This window comes from Metabacillus sediminilitoris (assembly GCF_009720625.1).
GTDB classification, from domain to species: Bacteria; Bacillota; Bacilli; order Bacillales; family Bacillaceae; genus Metabacillus; species Metabacillus sediminilitoris.
In genome coordinates this window covers 639,823-659,095 of sequence record NZ_CP046266.1, presented here as the reverse complement: position 1 = coordinate 659,095, position 19,273 = coordinate 639,823, and the positions used below count along the sequence as shown (strand labels likewise).

16 protein-coding genes, 1 tRNA gene and 2 pseudogenes are annotated in these 19,273 nt (G+C 36.2%); 4 read left to right on the top strand and 15 right to left on the bottom strand.

Features of this window, described 5'->3' with window-relative positions:
- Positions 1–66: 66 nt before the first annotated feature.
- Complete coding sequence (locus GMB29_RS03475; RefSeq protein WP_136353435.1) at positions 67–972, bottom strand: amidase domain-containing protein; 906 nt, start codon at positions 970–972, stop codon at positions 67–69.
- 135 nt (positions 973–1,107) lie between these two features.
- On the opposite strand from GMB29_RS03475, the gene mscL reads away from it, so the two are divergent.
- Positions 1,108–1,476 (top strand): large-conductance mechanosensitive channel protein MscL, encoded by a 369-nt coding sequence (mscL, locus tag GMB29_RS03470; RefSeq protein ID WP_136353433.1) that lies wholly within the window; start codon positions 1,108–1,110, stop codon positions 1,474–1,476.
- 163 nt (positions 1,477–1,639) lie between these two features.
- Here the strand turns inward: mscL and queG are convergent, their stop codons facing one another.
- On the bottom strand, positions 1,640–2,773 hold the full coding sequence (queG, locus tag GMB29_RS03465) for a tRNA epoxyqueuosine(34) reductase QueG (RefSeq protein ID WP_136353431.1): 1,134 nt from the start codon (positions 2,771–2,773) through the stop codon (positions 1,640–1,642).
- A gap of 134 nt (positions 2,774–2,907) precedes the next feature.
- Here queG and GMB29_RS03460 point away from each other — a divergent pair, with 134 nt between their 5' ends.
- Positions 2,908–3,570 carry a B3/B4 domain-containing protein gene (locus tag GMB29_RS03460; protein ID WP_136353429.1) on the top strand — a complete coding sequence of 221 codons (663 nt, stop codon included), beginning with the start codon at positions 2,908–2,910 and terminating at the stop codon, positions 3,568–3,570.
- Between the two features lie 758 nt (positions 3,571–4,328).
- Here GMB29_RS03460 and GMB29_RS03455 read toward each other — a convergent pair.
- The 6 genes from GMB29_RS03455 to GMB29_RS03430 form a co-directional block, all read right to left on the bottom strand.
- Positions 4,329–4,402: transfer RNA gene (locus tag GMB29_RS03455), tRNA-Gly, on the bottom strand.
- A gap of 615 nt (positions 4,403–5,017) precedes the next feature.
- A complete protein-coding gene (locus tag GMB29_RS03450; RefSeq protein ID WP_136353427.1) occupies positions 5,018–6,598 on the bottom strand; it encodes a response regulator transcription factor in 1,581 nt (526 codons plus the stop codon).
- Positions 6,576–8,396: a sensor histidine kinase gene (locus GMB29_RS03445; RefSeq protein WP_136353425.1), complete on the bottom strand. Its 1,821-nt coding sequence runs from the start codon at positions 8,394–8,396 to the stop codon at positions 6,576–6,578. The genes GMB29_RS03450 and GMB29_RS03445 overlap by 23 nt, the downstream gene beginning before the upstream one ends.
- A gap of 168 nt (positions 8,397–8,564) precedes the next feature.
- Positions 8,565–9,848 carry an ABC transporter substrate-binding protein gene (locus tag GMB29_RS03440; protein ID WP_136353423.1) on the bottom strand — a complete coding sequence of 428 codons (1,284 nt, stop codon included), beginning with the start codon at positions 9,846–9,848 and terminating at the stop codon, positions 8,565–8,567.
- Between the two features lie 91 nt (positions 9,849–9,939).
- On the bottom strand, positions 9,940–10,767 hold the full coding sequence (locus GMB29_RS03435) for a carbohydrate ABC transporter permease (RefSeq protein ID WP_136353421.1): 828 nt from the start codon (positions 10,765–10,767) through the stop codon (positions 9,940–9,942).
- Positions 10,767–11,669 (bottom strand): carbohydrate ABC transporter permease, encoded by a 903-nt coding sequence (locus tag GMB29_RS03430; protein ID WP_406600333.1) that lies wholly within the window; start codon positions 11,667–11,669, stop codon positions 10,767–10,769. The genes GMB29_RS03435 and GMB29_RS03430 overlap by 1 nt, the downstream gene beginning before the upstream one ends.
- Positions 11,670–12,216: 547 nt before the next feature.
- Here GMB29_RS03430 and GMB29_RS03425 point away from each other — a divergent pair.
- On the top strand, positions 12,217–12,630 hold the full coding sequence (locus GMB29_RS03425; protein WP_227551490.1) for a DoxX family protein: 414 nt from the start codon (positions 12,217–12,219) through the stop codon (positions 12,628–12,630).
- Positions 12,631–12,708: 78 nt separating this feature from the next.
- On the opposite strand, the gene GMB29_RS03420 is transcribed toward GMB29_RS03425, so the two are convergent.
- Positions 12,709–13,080 carry a helix-turn-helix transcriptional regulator gene (locus GMB29_RS03420; protein WP_227551487.1) on the bottom strand — a complete coding sequence of 124 codons (372 nt, stop codon included), beginning with the start codon at positions 13,078–13,080 and terminating at the stop codon, positions 12,709–12,711.
- A 250-nt stretch (positions 13,081–13,330) separates the two neighbouring features.
- A pseudogene (locus tag GMB29_RS03415) lies at positions 13,331–13,828 on the bottom strand (ribulose-phosphate 3-epimerase).
- Positions 13,829–13,940: 112 nt separating this feature from the next.
- Here GMB29_RS03415 and GMB29_RS03410 point away from each other — a divergent pair.
- Positions 13,941–14,128 (top strand): annotated as a pseudogene (locus GMB29_RS03410) (DDE-type integrase/transposase/recombinase); the annotation flags it as partial.
- An 83-nt stretch (positions 14,129–14,211) separates the two neighbouring features.
- Here the strand turns inward: GMB29_RS03410 and GMB29_RS03405 are convergent.
- The 5 genes from GMB29_RS03405 to GMB29_RS03390 form a co-directional block, all read right to left on the bottom strand.
- On the bottom strand, positions 14,212–14,376 hold the full coding sequence (locus tag GMB29_RS03405; RefSeq protein ID WP_155443830.1) for a hotdog family protein: 165 nt from the start codon (positions 14,374–14,376) through the stop codon (positions 14,212–14,214).
- A gap of 44 nt (positions 14,377–14,420) precedes the next feature.
- Entirely contained in the window at positions 14,421–14,555 is a 135-nt protein-coding gene (locus GMB29_RS27585; protein WP_264766590.1) for a hypothetical protein, read from the bottom strand.
- Between the two features lie 261 nt (positions 14,556–14,816).
- Positions 14,817–16,250, bottom strand: coding sequence for a GntP family permease (locus GMB29_RS03400; protein WP_136353417.1), 1,434 nt, complete (start codon positions 16,248–16,250; stop codon positions 14,817–14,819).
- Positions 16,251–16,448: 198 nt separating this feature from the next.
- Positions 16,449–17,921, bottom strand: coding sequence for an alpha-ketoglutaric semialdehyde dehydrogenase GucD (gene gucD / locus GMB29_RS03395; RefSeq protein WP_136353415.1), 1,473 nt, complete (start codon positions 17,919–17,921; stop codon positions 16,449–16,451).
- Between the two features lie 118 nt (positions 17,922–18,039).
- Positions 18,040–19,266 carry an iron-containing alcohol dehydrogenase gene (locus tag GMB29_RS03390; protein WP_211091255.1) on the bottom strand — a complete coding sequence of 409 codons (1,227 nt, stop codon included), beginning with the start codon at positions 19,264–19,266 and terminating at the stop codon, positions 18,040–18,042.
- Positions 19,267–19,273: the final 7 nt, after the last annotated feature.

Sequence of the window (19,273 nt, the reverse complement as noted above, 5' to 3'; positions counted from 1 at the left end):
CATCAATTTCTAAAAGGGAGCTTAGTGAAGCTTTGCCTTATTTTACTATTAGATATTATACCATTATTATTTTGAACTCGTATCATCAATGATTCGGAAAAACATATACTTTATGTTTGGTGTGTAAGCTGTAGAATCCTCATATGACCAATATCGCATCCGGCTATTATACGTTTGGGCATTCACTAATGGCATATTTTCTTGGTCCTTGGCCACAACAAATGTTGTGTGATCATAGCGCCCATCTCCCTGAAAATCATAGCAAATAACATCCCCTGGCATTAATTGCTCAGCAGACTCTACTTTTTCAGCTCTTAGTCCAGCTTTAGAATTTGTTAAAAAAATTCTCATTGAGTTCGCAACAGACCAGCTATAGCTCCAATTATTGTGCTGCATCCACCAGCCTGATGATCGATTTGGATATCCTCTCATTGAAGCTCCACCCGCGTGAAGGCATTGTGAGATAAAATTCGTACAATTTACTTCAAAGTTTATATAGGCAGGATTTGGACTATTCCACCAACGTTCAGCATATTGTACAGCTGCAAGGCGATCATATGTGAAGGACTCCTTGCTTCTTGCTTCTTCAAGTTCAATAGCAGGAACATAATCATTGCTGTTTTTTTCAATAAGATGGTCATCTACGATTTCATCTCGATAAAAGCGTGCCTTTCGTTGTTCAATACGTTCCTCGAGATAAAAGGAATCTTGTTGTTTGTTTAACCATTTGAAGTGACATGTATACAAAGCATCCTTTAAATCATGTGATACTTCTTCCACTTTTATAATTTTTACCTTTGCGCTCCCCTTAACAATCTCAGTCTTTCTTCTTTCACTTAATTGTTGTTTTCGTTCGAGTACTTGTAAATCATAATCATTTCTTTGATCCCTTACTTTCTTCTTATTAATAAGCATATCCAGCTTCATTTCATTCCACTCAGAAAGAATTTGCTTCAACAACTTCACCACCATCCCTTTTTATTACAAGGTATGTATAAGCAGGACAGAAATGTCGCTAAAATATTTTACATAGGGATCTTTCGATTTGTCCTCACTCACAAATATCTTTATACTAATAAAGAACTTATCTAAGAAGAGGTGGTATATATGTTACAAGAGTTTAAAAAGTTTGCCTTAAAAGGGAATGTATTGGATTTAGCGGTAGCAGTTATTATTGGAGCAGCCTTCGGTAAAATTGTCACTTCCCTTGTTCAAGATATCATTATGCCGATCGTTGGACTACTTATGGGAGGAATCAATTTCAGCCATTTATCGATAACTGTAGGAGAAGATGAGATAAAATATGGAGTATTCATTCAAACGATTATCGATTTTCTCATCATCGCCATTTCAATCTTTTTTGTCGTTCGTTTCTTCAATCGTTTTAAGAGAAAGGAAGAAGCCGCAGTACCTGCTGTAGATACGAAAGAAGAGTTATTAAAGGAAATTCGAGATTTATTAAAAGAAGGAAAGTAATGACTTATAAGCTGTACAGTTCATCAGGCAGAGTGATGAACTTTCTATTATTGTAATTTTTATCGAATTAAATTTGATCGATTATTCCTCGAAGTTGATAAAAAGAAGCTTCCTATATAAAAAATGGCTGACAACATGTAAATGTTGTCAGCTTTTTTTACCGTTAATTATTCAATAAAGCAAGACCCTTAGTAATTTCAGCTTTTACATTTTCATCTTTTTCAAGATCGTAAGCCTTCGTTAACTCTTTCTCTACGTCTTTTTCACCAATTTTTCCAATTGCCCATGCAGCTGTACCGCGAATGACTGGTCTTGGATCTTGATGCATTACTTTTATTAAGTCTGGCAATGCCGTGGTGTCTTTAAAGTGGGCCAGTGCTAAAATGGCATTACGTTGAATCGGTTTTTTTCCTCTCCACGAACCAGATATGTGCCCATATTTCTCTTTAAATTCTCTGTTACTTATTGTTAAAAGTGGTTTTAACTTAGGCTTTGCGATTTCAGGATCTGTCTCCATTTCCTTATGAAAATGAAAGTCCTTTCCTTTATTGACAGGACAAACCGTTTGACATGTATCACACCCATAAATACGATTTCCAATCTTTGTTCTATATTCATCAGGTAAAAATCCTTTTGTTTGCGTTAAAAATGCAATACATTTTGACGAATCAAGCTGCCCGCCTTGTACGAGTGCACCAGTCGGACAAACATCTAAGCATTTTCTACAGCTCCCACACTGATCCTCCATTGGTGTATCTGGAGGAAACGGGAAATTTGTAATCATTTCTCCTAAATAAACATATGATCCGAATTCAGGTGTAATAATGGCACAGTTTTTACCGCTCCAGCCGATGCCGGCTCGCTCTGCTACCGCCCTGTCTGAAAGCTCTCCTGTATCAACCATCGATTTCACTTGGATATCAGGCACCTTTTCTTTTAAAAATGCCTCCAATTTACTTAAACGATCGCGAAGGACTGTATGATAATCCTGTCCCCAAGAAGCACGGCAGAATATGCCACGGCGGTCTTCTCTCGTACTTCTCGGAGCATCTTTCATCTTAGAAGGGTAAGCAAGCGCAATGGAAATAATTGAACTAGCTTTTGGCAAAAGCTTTATTGGCGTGACCCTTTTCTCAATGTCAGACTCCTCAAAACCAGATTGATAGCCGAGTTCCTGCTGCTTAATCAGACGTTGCTTGAGCTCCTCAAACATATTTGCACTTGTAAAGCCGATCTTATCAATACCGATCTCCTTACTATAAGCAATCACTTCTTGCTTAAACTGTTCAATATTCATTGCTTTCCCTCCCTTCGATAGTTAAAAATGCCTGTACATGTACATGGTTTATCAATCGATGAATAAACCGGATCTAACGATTTGTCCCTCACACTATGGTAAAATAATTGCACTACCATTTGGAGGTTTAAATTATGGAAATTCAAATTTGTGATGAATTAAAGCAGATCATTCCAGATTTTAAAATCGGTGTTGTTCACTATCAAGATATTGTCGTTGCTGATTCCCCGCAAATGCTAAAAGGTCGATTACGATTATTTCAAGAATCTCTTTACTTTGACTATGCTGATAAAAAAGTGACAGAGATTCCAGCAATAAATGAATGGAGAACATTATTTAAAACAGTTGGTACAGATCCAAGCCGTTATCGTCCATCAAATGAAGCGTTATATCGACGCGTCCAAAAGCAGCAGTTTCTTCATACTGTAAACTCAGCAGTCGATATGAACAATTTCTTGTCTCTTCAATATCAAATTCCTTTAGGAATTTACGATGTAAAACATGTAATTGGTGATGTTAAAATTAAAATTGGTATGGATCATGACTCTTATGTAGCCATAAATGAGCGTGAAGTATCACTGCATCATAAGATCCATTCAGCAGATCAACAAGGACCTTTTGGAAGTCCGTTCGTTGATTCAAAAAGAACAGCTGTTTCTACTAATACAACGGAAGCTCTGCATCTCATTTATTTACAGCCATCTCAAAAGAATGAAGAGTCAATCCAATTATTACAAGCATTATCAAACATGTTTACACAAATACATGGCGGCAATGCAAAATATATGATTGTTTAAGTAGATGCTGTAGAGCTTCTACTTTTTTTGTTTTTAATTAGTTTTAGTGTCTAGCTCCAGCGCCTAACTCCGAAGCATAGGACGTGCAAGTGCAGTCAATAGATAAGGGCCGTCGCACTTTTATTGAAGACCTTTTTCTACCTCTCTCGACGATTTTGGGCCTTCATCTCTCGTATGAAGACCTTTTTCTACCTCTCTCGACGATTTTGGGCCTTCATCTCTCGTATAAAGACCTTTTTCTACCTCTCTCAACGATTTTGGGCCTTCATCTCTCGTATGAAGACCTTTTTTCTACCTCTCTCGACGATTTTGGGTCTTCATCTCCCGTATGAAGACCTTTTTCTAGCTCTCTCGACGATTTTGGGCCTTCATCTCTCGTATGAAGACCTTTTTTCTAGCTCTCTCGACGATTTTAGGTCTTCATCTCTCGTATGAAGACCTTTTTTCTACCTCTCTCGACGATTTTGGGTCTTCATCTCTCGTATGAAGACCTTTTTCTAGCTCTCTCGACGATTTTGGGCCTTCATCTCTCGTATGAAGACCTTTTTTCTACCTCTCTCGACGATTTTGGGTCTTCATTTATGACTGCCTCGAGTCATAAGACGCTCCTTATTGAAGGCAAAATACGCCTTCTATTTTGGAGCGTCTTATACTTGGCGGAGCTGAGCAAGGCGCTTGCGCTTTTCTCATAAAAATAAAAAACGCAATACTTCGTTTTCCAAGAAACGAAACACTGCGTTGTACACGATTTTTATGTATGGAGCGGGTGAAGGGAATCGAACCCTCATCATCAGCTTGGAAGGCTGAGGTTTTACCACTAAACTACACCCGCTTGAACATGTAATATATTTTAACAATTTGGCAAACATAAATCAACAATTATTTTCAATTATTTGTCGAACGCTGTCGATTACAGTCGCAAAATTCACTTTCTAAGTATATTACCTATATAGTTATAAATCAAGGGGTTTTTTTAATTCTTTTTACACAACATATGACTAAAGTTTGAAAGTCAAAGGAATTTGGCAAAATAGTAAGAAAAAGGGGGGTGTTCCCGTTTTCTTTGAAATGTTACCGATTCCAATAACTTTGTAAAAAAATGACTTTCATTCCATAATAATAGTAGACAATTGAAAGGGGATAACCAATATGAAAAAACTAGTAAATTTACTAAAAGAAGAATATGAAATGTATGTAGATGCTTACGCACGAATGTCTAAAAGTGTTCAAAAAAAATCGAATAAACATATTAGAAGAGTGAAATAATCATGATCATCAAGAACACAGTATTTAAAGCAACTTATAAAATTGCTCTTATGATGTCACCACAAACATATCAAAGTGATCCACTAACCGATTCTCATCAGTAAATAGAGAAGTGGTTTTTTATTTATTCCATTAATAAAGGATGACTTATGATGAGTCACCCTCTACTAACATGCCCTATTCATTTTGTCATGACGGATAATCTGTATTCATTCGGTGTCAGCCCAACCATCTTTTTAAATACTTTGCTGAAATATTTTTCATTTTGATACCCAACTTTAAATGAAACCTCATATATTTTCAAATGAGGATTTTCAAGCAATTCTTTGGCTTTTTCAATACGGATTTTTGTTAAATAATTTGTGATCGTTTCATGATATTCCTGTTTAAACTTCCTTGAAATATATTCTCGACTTAAATAAAATCGATCAGCAATATCCTGTAACGTTATATCTTTTTCATAGTTTTTCCTTATAAATAATTCAATTTCTTGGATACTATTTTTATATTTTTGGTATTTAACCTGATTTAAATAATGGATTAACTCATGAAATTCCTTCCTCTTCTCCTCTTGGAATCTCGTAAAAGAAAAAGAACCGTCTTTATCCCAATAATCATTTCCATTATAAAAGGAAATCTGCTCGTTAATCTCATATTCCTTCAGCCAATTATTCCTTAAGAGCACGAATTGATTTTCCCATCCTTGTATTTGTTCAAATGAAAGAATATGGTTTGATTGAAGGGTAAGGAAAATTCGGTTTAAGACCTCATCCATCTGCTCATTACTTCCGCTTTGTAAGGCCCATGTAATTTCCTGTGTATAATCTAAAATATGAAGAATTGGACTAGCAGAAATGTCTAGATATGAAACCATCTTCTTTTTAGTCGCCTCTATTAAATTATATTTTAGCATTGTTTGCAGGGCAGATTGATATGCTTCATATAAGTGATGTGAGGGTTTTCCAACTGCAAGCGTTATTTTTATATTACAGAATTTATAAATCGTATCGTGAATTAATTCAACTAAGACATGCGTATTTTTTACATCCCAAAAAATCATTACAAGTTCATTTTCTTTGTCAATATTTCTAAAACATACTCCACTTTGTTTTCGTCGTATCATTTCATTACATATATTTAAGATCGTAAAAAAGGCTAAGTCCCGGTCACCATCGAAATTCTTTGAAATGATAGATGAAATTGAAAGTAAAGAGAATGTGTACTCTACTTCTGTAAGATTGATACCAAATTCCTTTTGGATTTTCATGCTTGCATCAGAAGGAATCGATTTATTCGTAAGCAATTTTGTAAATACATGATCCCAATATAATGGTTTAACTTCATTTATGACTCTTGTATTTTCGATTGTCGACTCTCGCTTTAAAGCTTGCTTCTTCCATTCCTTTATTGCTCTATCTAATGTTTCATTCAGGATATCGGGTTCAATCGGTTTTAAAATATAATCAAAACTTCCATACGTAATCGCATTTCTCATATATTGAAAATCATCATAGCCGCTTACGACAATTGTTTTGCTATCAATCTCAGAAGCATGCAGCCATTTTAAAAGATTAATTCCATCAATTTTTGGCATATTCATGTCTGTAAAAATAATTTCAGGACGATGCTTCAAAATAATTTCTTTCGCTTCCTCCCCGTCTTTCGCTTCAAAAACCTCTTCAATACCAAAGCGGTCCCATTCTGCTAATAACATTAACCCCTCTCTAACGTGTTTCTCATCATCTATAATAATCGCTTTCACTTAGTCCACCTCCTGTTTCGATTGGCAATTTAATCGTGACAAGAACTCCCCCATTTTCATGATTTTGAATTTGAAATGCAGCTTTCTCGCCAAAGTAAAGTTTTAAACGTAAATATATATTTTTTAAACCTATACTTGGTCGTTCATGTTTCATTTTTTGTTTTTCCTGCAAAAAGGACTGATAAATTTCAATTAGCCGATGTTCACTGATCCCCTTCCCATTGTCAAGAATCGTGATAATAAGATGATCTTCTTCTCTTTTTCCTTGTATACATAATTGACCAATTGACTCACTACCGCCATCAAAACCATGCTTAAAATAATTTTCGATAATCGGCTGCAGGAGCATTTTTGGTATGAGTATTTTTCCATCTTCCTGATCAAATTGAATTGTATACTCAAATTGTTCACCAAATCTCTCTTTCTGCAATAATAGAAACGCCTTAATGTAATCAATTTCTTTTGTTAATGGGACCATATCTTCATCGATATTCATTCCATATCTCATGATCTTTGATAGATGTGTAACAAGAGTATAAACTTGTGGAACATTCTTCTTTAAAGCCAATGTTCCAATTGATTGCAGAGCATTATATAAAAAGTGTGGATTGAGCTGCGATTGCAGGGCCTTTAATTGATTTGTTTTGTTTTCAAGCTCCAGCTTATACTCCCTGTTGATTAAATGGTTGATCTTCCCAATCATCTCTTTAAACCGCTCGCCAAGAACGCCAATTTCATCATTTCCTAAAGAATCGAATTGAACATTCATATTACCACTTTCAACCTGCTTAATATTTTGCAGCAGAACCCGAATCGGAGATGTAATTTTAAAAGACACAAAAAATGTAGCCATCACAACAAGACATAAACCTATTACACCGAATAAAATATTTATTTTTGCTACACTCAAGGCACTTTCAAATACAGATGTAAAAGGAATTCGCTTAACCATGATCCATCCACCTGAAGAATCAGATAATTTATCATAGATCACTAACCCATCAAATGATTCGTCTTTCCATTCTAGTGTTCCTTGCCTATCAGTTGAATTTACTAATCTAGATATCCATTCTTGATCCTCTGAAATTTCCCGATTAGAACGAAAAATAAGCTCTCCTTCTGGACTAATGAGATAGAATTCTTCTTTGTCTTTCACATACAGTTTTTCACTGATGTCTAGAATTTGGTCAGGTGCAATATCTAAAGAGATATAACCTAGCACATTCTTGGAAGGTATGTCGATTAACGCACGATGCAAAGTGAAGACATCCCTTGGTTTCTGTTTATAATCCATATTCGTTTCCTCTTGCAGAATATGCATTGGCTCAAGATAGAAACGATAAAGACTATTCCTCGCCTTTTCGAAATTTTCCTTTTCAAATTTATTTACTGAAGATGAAAAGATCACAGCAGATTTTTTAGAAACAGCCACATTTCGATTTTCTTCCAAAAACGCAATGTTCACTTTATTAATATTTCCCTCTGCATAAAGGATTGTTAGAATAACATTTTTAACTGTTTCTCTCGAGAAATAATCATCATCATTAACAGGATTACGCAGGTATTTCATGAAATCATTGTTATTATAAAATGAGAGCGTCAAATTTTTTAATTCACCTATATAGCCTTCTAGGTTTAATTTCCCTTGATATAATAGATTCACATTTTCTTCAACGAACTGATCCTTTAACGACTCTTTCGTATATAAGTAAGTAATAACGATGGAAGATCCAAATGGAACGATTGTAATAACTAATAAGAGAACAATAAGCTTATTGCGAATGCTCGTTTTTAACAATGATGAACCTCCAATTTGTTAAGCTTTTTATTATTATAAATGAGTGAGCACGTCTAGGAAACAGTAAGCTGTAACCGCTTATTTTCCCTGCTCTCATCTTTTGTAATACTCTTTAACCATGAATGGAAAAAAGCATGCCTTTTATAGACATGCTTTCCTTTCTTCACTTTACTTCATACTATCCCAAGTCTTTTGGAATTTTTCTAAAGCTGTATCATAATCAATTTTTCCAGCAGCATATTCTTGGATTGTTGCAGCAAATTCTTTGTTTGCTCCATCTGGCCATCTGAACCAATTCCAAGGAATTGTTTTTTCTTCTTTAGAATATTTTAAGATGTCTTGACCTAAATCACCTAATCCTGAAGCTTCAATATTATCAAAAGCAGGAATAAAGGCAAATTCCTCTGTAATATAACGTTTACCTGTTTCAGATGATACCATCCAGTTTAGGAATGTTTTTGCTTCTTCTAAATGCTCAGAATTTTTGTTAAGTACCCAGTTATTTGGTACACCGATTGGTAATTTATCCGCTGTCTCTTCATCATTTAATGGAATTGGTAGGATTCCCATATTGATCTCTGGATTAATCTCATAAATCATATTTTCTGTCCAGTTACCTTGTTGTAAAATTGCCGCTTCACCTGAAGCAAATAATGTAACTTGTGTATTGTAATCAGTTGTTAATGGGTTACCATTCGCATATTTGATTTCAGTATCGATTACATCTTTAAATTGTTTAAACTGCTCATTGCCTACAAAAGTATTCTTTCCATCATACAATCCTTGAATAAATGCAGATGGATCTTCCTGTTGTGCAAAAGGAATATTCATTAAATGCTGCCCAATTACCCACCACTCGCCGTAACCAGCTGAGAATGCTTTAATTCCAGCAGCTTCAAGCTTTTTAACAGCAGCTTTTAGATCAGTTAGAGTTTTTGGTGCTTCTGTAATTCCTGCTTTTTCAAATAAATCTTTGTTATAGATAAATCCATATCCTTCAAGGTTAACTGGCATACCATAAAGTTTTCCATCAGTATCTGTCATTGGTTCCTTACCAATAGGAAGTACATGTTCAGCCCATGGCTCACCAGAAAGATCTGCTAAATGCTCTTTCCAAAGTTCTAATTCTTTAAATCCGCCGTTGTTAAAGATATCTGGCTCTTCACCAGAAGCAAACTTCGCCTTTAAAGCAGCACCATAATCCGCACCGCCCCCAACACTTTCAAGCTTAACTTTAATGTTTGGATGTTCTTTTTCAAATTCATTGATCATTGCTTGAAGCGGTTCAGCAATTTCGACTTTAAATTGGAAAAGATTTAACGTAACAACTTCTCCATCACCCTCAGAACCAGCATTCCCACTTGTACTTTCTGACTTATTGTTTGACGTACACCCTGCTAGAATCCCTAAGACTAATAGCATTGAGAGACATAATAGTAACATCTTCTTCATTACCAATTGACCTCCTATAAATATATGATTTTATTTATCTATTTATATAAATGAATGTACCTAGGAAACTAGCTGACATTCATTATATAACCTACTTAATAGAACCTGCTGCAATTCCTTTAATAATGTGTTTTTGTAAGAACAGGAAGAAGACAATGACTGGTGCTATACCCATAACCAATGCTGCTAGACCCATATCCCACTGTTTTGTATATTGTGCAAAGAATGAACTAGTAGCTAACGGAATTGTTCGTAACTCAGCATCCTGTAAGACAAGAAGCGGTAATAAATAATCATTCCATATCCATAATGTATTTAAAATGATAACGGTTACAGTTATCGGTTTTAATAAAGGAAAGACAATTCTCCAAAACACTCCAAATTGACTACAACCATCAATTCTTGCAGATTCTTCAATCTCTTGTGGGATTGTCTTCACAAAGCCGTGGTAAAGGAATAGTGATAATGAAACCCCAAAGCCAAAATACATAATGACAATTCCAGGTATGCTATTCATAATTCCTAGCATTCCACCAAGCTTCATAAGTGGTATCATAACTGTTTGGAATGGTATTACCATTGCTGAAACAAACAGGATAAATAAAAATTTACTTAGTTTTCCAGGTGTTCTTACCATCTTCCAAGCTGCCATTGAACTAATTAAAACAATTCCTGTCACACTAAAAACAGTGATGATCAATGAATTCAAAAATGCATCTTGGAAACTAATAATCTCCCAAACCTTTGCATAGTTGCTAAACAAAATTTCTTTCGGCAGAGCCGCTGCATCAATTAATATTTCTGAAAATCCTTTAACTGAGTTTACGATGACAAAGTAAAAGGGGACTAGAAAAATCAAGCCAAGAATAATGGCGAAGATTTCAAGCAAAAATATCCGCTTCCCATAATTCTTTTTCATTATGCTTCTACCTCCCTTTTCTTCGTAAACATTACTTGGAATGTTGTAAATAATGCAACAACTACAAAGAATAAAATTGACTTCGCTGTTCCTAACCCATATCGATTGTTCTGGAATGCTTCTTGATAAATGTTAATCGCTACTGATTCTGTTGAATTAAATGGACCTCCACCTGTTAAGGAAAGGTTTATGTCAAAGATTTTAAATGCCATTGAGATTGTTAAGAAGAAACAAATTGTAAATGCCGGTAAAATTAATGGAATAATAATATTCTTTAAGATTGATAAGTTTGATGCACCATCCATTTTTGCCGCTTCTAACAATGATGTATCAACACCTTGTAGTGCAGCGATATAAATAACCATCATATAGCCGCTTGTTTGCCAAGCAAATACAATAACAATTCCCCAAAATGCTGTTGTCTCATCACCTAACCAAGGTAGTTTAAAGAAATCAAGATTGGTCAAATTGCCAATCGATGCAAATCCTTTAACAAAGATAAACTGCCAGATAAATCCTAGTAATAGTCCACCAATTACATTTGGAATAAAAAATACAGTTCGTAAAATATTTTTCGTTTTTAATGCTGCGTTGAGCAATAGCGCAAAACCAAATCCGAGGATATTACTGATTAAGACCGCTGCTATCATAAACTTCACCGTAAACATAAACGAATTGAAAAACTTTGGGTCATCCGTAAAAATCCTAATATAGTTGTCCAAACCAACCCATTCAACTGCCGAACTAACTCCATTCCAAGAAGTAAATGAATAATAAATCCCCATTAAGAATGGAATAATCTGAACCAAGATAAAGAATAAAAGTGCAGGTCCTACAAATGCAGCATAACCTAATCCCTTTTTAAAGTTAACTTTCCTTTTTGCCTGTAATTCTGGATTCACATAACTCTCCTTAGGAGCTGTATGTGTACTGATCTTGGCATTCACTCCATCAACACCACCTATCAACATTTTTGCAAACGCTTACTTTCTTTCATTATATAGACACTATTCCTATGTTACGATCAACAAAATTGACTAAAATGGTGCACAATCTTGACATTAGGCAGCTATCTGGTGAATAGATCCTTTTTAAGTGCTTGTACTTCACATGATTTTAAGGAAAATCCTAATCATTTATTGAACCGCTTGTCCACCTTATAATAAAATTGAACTATTTCTTTATGGGTTAAATCTGCTATACCCTCAATCTCACTCTCTATCTTAAGAACCAATTTTTAACATAATGAGTAAAAATGACTTGAAATTGAACAACCACAACACTACAATACGTAGTGTAGAGAAGGGAATTGTTTACCTATATTGATATGTTAACTACTATCCGTGATATTTACATAAACGTATATTTTCTATCCTGAGAATTTATTTAGGAGCAATCACTTCATTGCAAATCTGTAGTAAAAAATTAGAAAAGCGGGTGACAAAACAAATGAAAATGTATCCAGAGTTAGGGGCTTTATTATTAAGGGTTGTTTTGGGTTTCACTTTCTTTCTTCATGGTCTTTCTAAATTCCAAGGTGGAATTGGAAATACTTCTGGATTTTTTGAAAGCATGGGTATACCTGGTTTTATCGCTTATATAGTGGCATCAATAGAATTAGTTGGTGGAATAGCCGTTATTGCAGGAATCGGAACAAGAATGATTTCCCTTTTATTTGTTGTCATCATGGCAGGCGCATTATTTGTCGTGAATTTATCGGAAGGATTTCTAGGAGGATATGAATTAGACCTCATCTTACTGGTCATTGCGCTTTATTTCGTTTTAAATGGAAGTTCGTGGTTTTCACTCGATTCAAAATTATCTATAAGCAAGAACCAAGATATAAATAACTCAATCAACTAAGTAAGGCATGTAAAGGGCAGCAATCGTTAAGTTAATGGCTGCCCGTTTCTATGTATGACAAAAGCTTGAATATAAGTCTTATATATCTTGTTCACTTTTCATATATTGTGATGGGGTAAAAGAAGTGAACTTTTTAAAAACCCTTGTAAAATAATTTAGATCATTGAAACCAACCATAAAGGCAATTTCAGTGATTGAGATATTTCCTCTTTGCAGATATAGCTTCGCTTCCTCTACCCTCCTTTGATTTATATAATCAATGATCGTCATGTTCATATCCTGCTTAAACTTTCTCGAAAGATGTGAAGAATTCACATGTAATATTGCAGCAATTTCATTTAGCGATAAAGAATGATCTAAATGTAAATGAATATAATCTACAGCCTTTTTTACGACCGGACTAAGATGTCGAGTTGAATTTTTGATTACAGCATCACAATACTCATTCATCATAATGGCAGCCAGATTTTTTAATTGCGGCAGATTTGGAGATCTTTCAATCAAAATAGCAAATTGTGATACAATTTCTGTGGATGTTGCTTGTATTTTTTGTGATTCTCTTCATCTCTTTGCCCATCATTTCATGGAAACGAAAGAAGGGGTGATTTAAGTTTAATATCATAATTTTAAAAGGTAGTAACTTAGAGGAACTTTCTATTCCTTTTAGTTACCTCGTTATTATAGTACTCCTTTAATGGGTTCAATCACAGCTTTTCGATCTGATAGCAGAACTTGCTACTATTACATTGGCTCCTGCTTCGACACAGAGTCTAGCCGTGTCTGCATTAATACCACCGTCTACCTCAATTTCAATTGATAGTCGACGTTTTCTCATTTATTTGTGAAACTTGTTCAATTTTCGGCAATACACTTTTAATAAATTCTTGCCCGCCAATCCCGGATTCACTGTCATCAATAAGATCAAATTAATATCTTAAAGAATATGTATAACTTGATTGATCGGAGTAGCAGAATTTAATATAACACCTGCTATAATTCTATGTCGGTTAATTAATTGAATGGTACGATATAAATGAGGACATGCCTCAACATGAACCGAAATAATGTCAGCGCAAGCTCTTACAAATGAAGGAATATATTGATCGGGATTTTCAATCATTAGATGAACATCTAACGGTATTGTTGTGACAGGACGAATCGCTTCTACGATAAGTGGACCAATGGTGATATTCAGCACAAAGTGGCCGTCCATCACATCAACATGAATATAATCGGTTCAGGTGCAAAAACTTCAAAATATCTGCTAGTAATCTCCTAAACGTTACTAGTACTATAAAAAAAAGATGAGTGTGAAAGTCAAAGGTCAATAGATGTACCTATATCGTGCAGTTGATTTTTATTTAAGCAAAACAAGAGATCATAAGGCTGCAAAGTGCTTTTTCAGAAAGCTTTGCGGTCTTTTCATGTTTCAAAGCCCCGTGATATCTCAGTAGATAAGAACCCAGCCTATCCTATGGCGATTAAAGAGTTAAAAAAAAGATAAATTTAAGAACCAGCGTCTTTATACGACGCTGGTTCTTGGTATTGAAGTTTTGTACATCAAAACAGAAGTCAATATTTTCAAAGGGTCTTTTTTGTTATGGAAATAGTTCCAATTAATCCTCCATAAACTGAATTATAAGACTGTATAAAGTCTTCTTTTACCTCTATTTCTAATTCACATTCTCCTTTATTTCCTTTTACCACTTCAACACCTAGCATTTTCCACACTTTTCCCTCTGCCATTGATTTTACCCGTGAATCTATTCTCCTCCTTTTTCAAGCATATATTAGTCATTAAAGTAAACAATTTCTGAAAGGATTTTATAACCTTGAAACTTCTTGAAAGCTTCTCTTGCCTCTCTTACTGTGTCAAATTCAAATATTCTAATGTTTTCTTTTGAATAGACAGTGATTATCCACATAAAAAAATCCCCCAAGAAAAAATAGTTTGCTTATTTGCTTTATAAATAGCTAGATAGGTTTAATATATAACTAAAGTTTTTTATGATTATAGTTTAATAGTCTTTATAACATAGCTGTTATATGGCAGTGTATCAGTGTATCTATTCTTCTGGAAGAAGTATCGATACATAGTGTGCAACTCTACATTGAACCTATTACGTTTTCCTATATATTTTTTCTCCTTTGATTTTTAAAATAAAAATTTTTTATCTAAACAGAGATTACATAAGACCTGTTAGACTATATACACCGATGACAAAAAAGACAGCTACAGTTTTAATAATCGTTATAGCAAAGATATCTTTATAAGCTTGACGATGAGTTAAACCGGTTACCGCAAGCAAAGTAATGACGGCACCATTATGAGGTAAGGTGTCCATCCCACCAGCTGCCATTGCCATCACGCGATGCATGACCTCCAACGGGATATTAAATGCATTTGCAGCCTCTATGTACTTCTCTGCCATTACACTTAACACGATACTCATTCCACCGGATCCGGAACCTGTAATCCCTGACAAAACATTGGTTACGACCGCACCATTGACTAACGGGTTTGCAAAAGTGTCAGAAAGGGCGTTCTGAATGCCAGCAAAGCTCGGCAGGGATGCAATAACTCCCCCAAATCCATATTCGGATGCCGTATTCATTGTAGCAAGCAAAGCACCGCTTATCCCTACATTCATACTCGCATTAAAATTTATTTTTACCGCTTGGAAATTAAGTACAATAGTAGTTAGTATTCCAATGAGAAGTGCCATTTCCACGGACCAAATGGCAAGTACCTGCCCCATGTTAACGCTTCCAAAACTCTTCAAACCAATGTCCGCAAAATCAAAGCCATTTGCATACCATTGAGGAATGGAGGTAGTAAAAAATTTATTCATGACGCCTACCAATACGAGCGGAAGGAAAGCCAGCCAATCTTTTGCACTGATTGTTTCTCCTGAAATCATGGTCGCAGGTGCAGTCTCACTGGTTGCCGCCATTTCGGAAGCCGCATCTCCATCTTTGCCGTAATAACCCTCTCCAGCCGCAGCTGCCTTACGTCGGCGGCTTTCCAGATACAGCATACCAATGGTGAAAATGAACAGTCCTCCAATCACTCCTAACGTTGGTGCCGCATAGATGTTAGTATTAAAGAAACTCGTCGGAATGACGTTCTGTAGCTGTGGTGATCCTGGAATCGCATCCATTGAAAAAGTAAAAGCACTGAAGGCAATCGTAGCAGGGATAAGTCGCTTTGGAATATTGGCTTCTCGGAACAAATGAGCTGCAAAGGGATAAACACCAAATACGACTACAAACAGACTCACACCACTGTAAGTCAGAATGGCTCCCATCAATACTATGGTCAGAATGGCCTGCTTGGCCCCAACAAAACGGACAATGATCTTAGCAATTTTCTGAGCCACGCCAGTCATTTCGATTACTTTACCGAAGATGGCTCCAAGCAAGAAAACAGGAAAATATAATTTCACGAAGCCCACCATCTTTTCCATGAATATATTGGAGAAGAATGGCAATAAATAGCTTGGTTCTGTTAAGAAAACAGCAAACAAGGCACATAATGGGGCAAATAGGATAACAGAAAACCCTCGATAGGCAACAAACATGAGTAATCCCAGAGCTGTTAGAATAATCATCAAATCCATAATTCATACTCTCCCTTTAAAGTGAAAATGATATAGGATCTTATAGGCCAATATATTTCCTGTTTTGAAGATGAGCATGATGCAGGGAAAATGTGTGAGCGATTCTTGCCCCTCTTCAAAAAACATGTACTAAAAACTTGATGAATAGAAGTCCCCCGCCAAAGGCGGGAGATTCTATTTAATATATAAAGCTATCTATTATGCTTTTACAAATACCGTTTTGATAGAAGTAAAGAACTCAATAGCCGCCTGTCCTTGTTCCCGTGAATGTGAACTGGATTGTTTCATTCCACCAAATGGAGCTTGAAGTTCAACCCCGGCTGTTTCCGCATTTACTCTTACAAGGCCGGCTTCCATTTCATTAATGAAGGAGAACATGCTGCCGATATCTTTCGTATAGATAGATGCACTCAAGCCAAATTCTACATCGTTTGCAAGTTCTAATGCTTCTTCAATATTCTCGACTTTAATTAATGCAAGAACTGGGCCGAAAATTTCTTCCTGAGCGATAATCATGTCATTTCTCACATTTTCAAACACTGTAGGCTGTACGTAGAATCCGTTTTCCCTTCCATTTTCCTTCGGTCTTTCGCCACCGTATAGAAGCGTAGCTCCTTCTTCTTTTCCTTTTTGAATATATGATAGTACTGTGTTTAATTGATTTTCGCTAGCGCAAGGTCCCATCCACGTATCCCCTTGCATTCCACATCCAACTTTTATTTCACTTACTTTTGTCAGAAGTTTTCCCTTAAACTCATCATACACGTCAGCCTGGACGAAAACGCGGCTTGTTGCTGTACACTTCTGCCCGGTTGATTGCAGACCTCCACTAATTGTTCCCTCAACTGCAAGATCAAGATCTGCATCGTTTAAAACAATGACAGGATTCTTCCCACCCATTTCGAGTTGATATTTTGCCCCGCGAGCAAGAGCTCCTTGTCCAACTGCTTTACCTACCGTATTAGATCCTGTAAAAGTAATTCCGTTAATATCTGGATGGTCGATAATACCCTGACCAATAACACTTCCCTGGCCTGTTACCATATTCACAACACCAGCTGGGATACCTGCTTCCTCAAAACACTCTATTATTTTAGCAGCTGTAACAGATACTTCCTGCGCTGGTTTTAGGACAGCTGTGTTTCCGTAGATAAGCGCCGGGGCCATTTTCCAAATCGGAATCGCTACCGGAAAATTCCATGGTGAGATAACGCCTACAACACCAAGAGGAACACGTGTTGTAAACATAAGCGCTTCACTATCCGTAGATGGAATGACGTCACCAATTTTTCTCATCCCCTCACCGGCATAGTAGCGAAGGATAGCCACCCCACGGGCAGTTTCTCCTTTTGCTTCTGGAAATGTTTTTCCCATTTCTTTTGTCATCGTTTCTGCAATCTCGTCAAGGCGACCTTCCATAATAGTCGCTACTTTATATAAATAGTTGCCCCTTGCTGCTCCTGAAAGTTTTCGCCACGCCTTTTGCGCCTGTTTAGCCGCTGCTACTGCCGCATCTAAGTCCTCTTTAGAGGAAGACTGCACGTAACCGACGATTTCATTTTTGTTTGCTGGGTTAATGCTACTGGCCACTTCATTTGTTGACGAAGCAGTCCATTCTCCGTTTATAAAGTTCATATAAGTTTTTACGTTTTTTTCAATCACTTTTTGCATATTCAATTCCCTACCTTTCTCTCTATAGAATTTTTTCTCATTTTGGCTTGAAATTCCCACTAACTAGTTAATACATTGCATTATAGTAAAAGTGATTATAGACCGCATATCCCCTACCTTATATATGGGAAAGAACATTCGGGAGAGGTATTGCTTCTCTCTTTTCCGAGAACTCTTCTAACTGGCCATAATAGGCATTTTCAATAATTAATTGAATATCTTTAGGTTTTGTAAGTCTAGGATTAATGTTTACATTTCCACTCCTCATTGAATCCTCTACTAATTTTGGTAAATAATCCAATGAAACTCCTAACTCCTTTATATTAAGAGGAATGTTCATAGCTTGATTCATTTCGATAACAGTCTCAATTGCTTTTTCTGCAGCCTGCGAAGTAGATAATCTGCTAACATCCTTTCCTAAAGCTATCGCTATATCTTTATACTGATCTGCACATGCCCGCAGATTAAACTTCATAACAAAAGGCAATAGTGCTGCATTCGCGACTCCATGCGGAATATTGAAAACTCCCCCAAACGTATGAGAAATAGCATGTACATTCCCCAAGCGCGACTGAGAAAATGCGACCCCAGCAAGCATGGAGGCTACCAGCATTTTTTCCCTGCTTTCAATATCCGTTCCTACAAAGTAAGCTTTTGTTAAATTTTCGCCAATCATTTTAATGGCCTGCATGGCGTATGCCTGGCTAACAGGGTTAGCTGCCTTGGATGTATAAGCTTCAATTGCGTGAGTTAATGCATCCATCCCTGTTGCTGCTGTAATTTCTTGAGGAAGGTGTAGAGTAAGAGTTGGATCAAGTATAGCGAGAGTTGGAAATAAAAGCGGACTAAGCACGCCTAATTTAAAAGAAGTTTCTTTATTGGTTACAACGGTTGAATTCGTTGTTTCACTTCCTGTTCCTGCCGTAGTCGGTATTGCAATGATTGGAAGTGGAGGAATCTTAATCTTTCCCACCCCTTCATAATTCAATATATGGCCAGGATTAGTAGCCATCGCTGCTATTCCCTTAGCAGTGTCAATACTGCTTCCACCACCTACAGCTAGTACAGCATCACTTTTATGTTGCTTAAGATAATCGACACCTCTATGAATTGTTTCAGCCGATGGGTTCGGCTCTACCTCATCATAAATTTCATAATCCAAGTTTGCAGCAAAGAGAGATTTCTCAATTCCTTCTAAAAGATTGGCAGCTCTTACTCCTTTATCTGTTACAATGAGTACCCTAGCCACACCTAACTCCTTTACCAATTCTCCTGTTTTTTCAGATATCCCCTTGCCGCACTCCACTCGTGTTGGCATAAAATACTTATAAGGCATCAAAGACATAACTTAT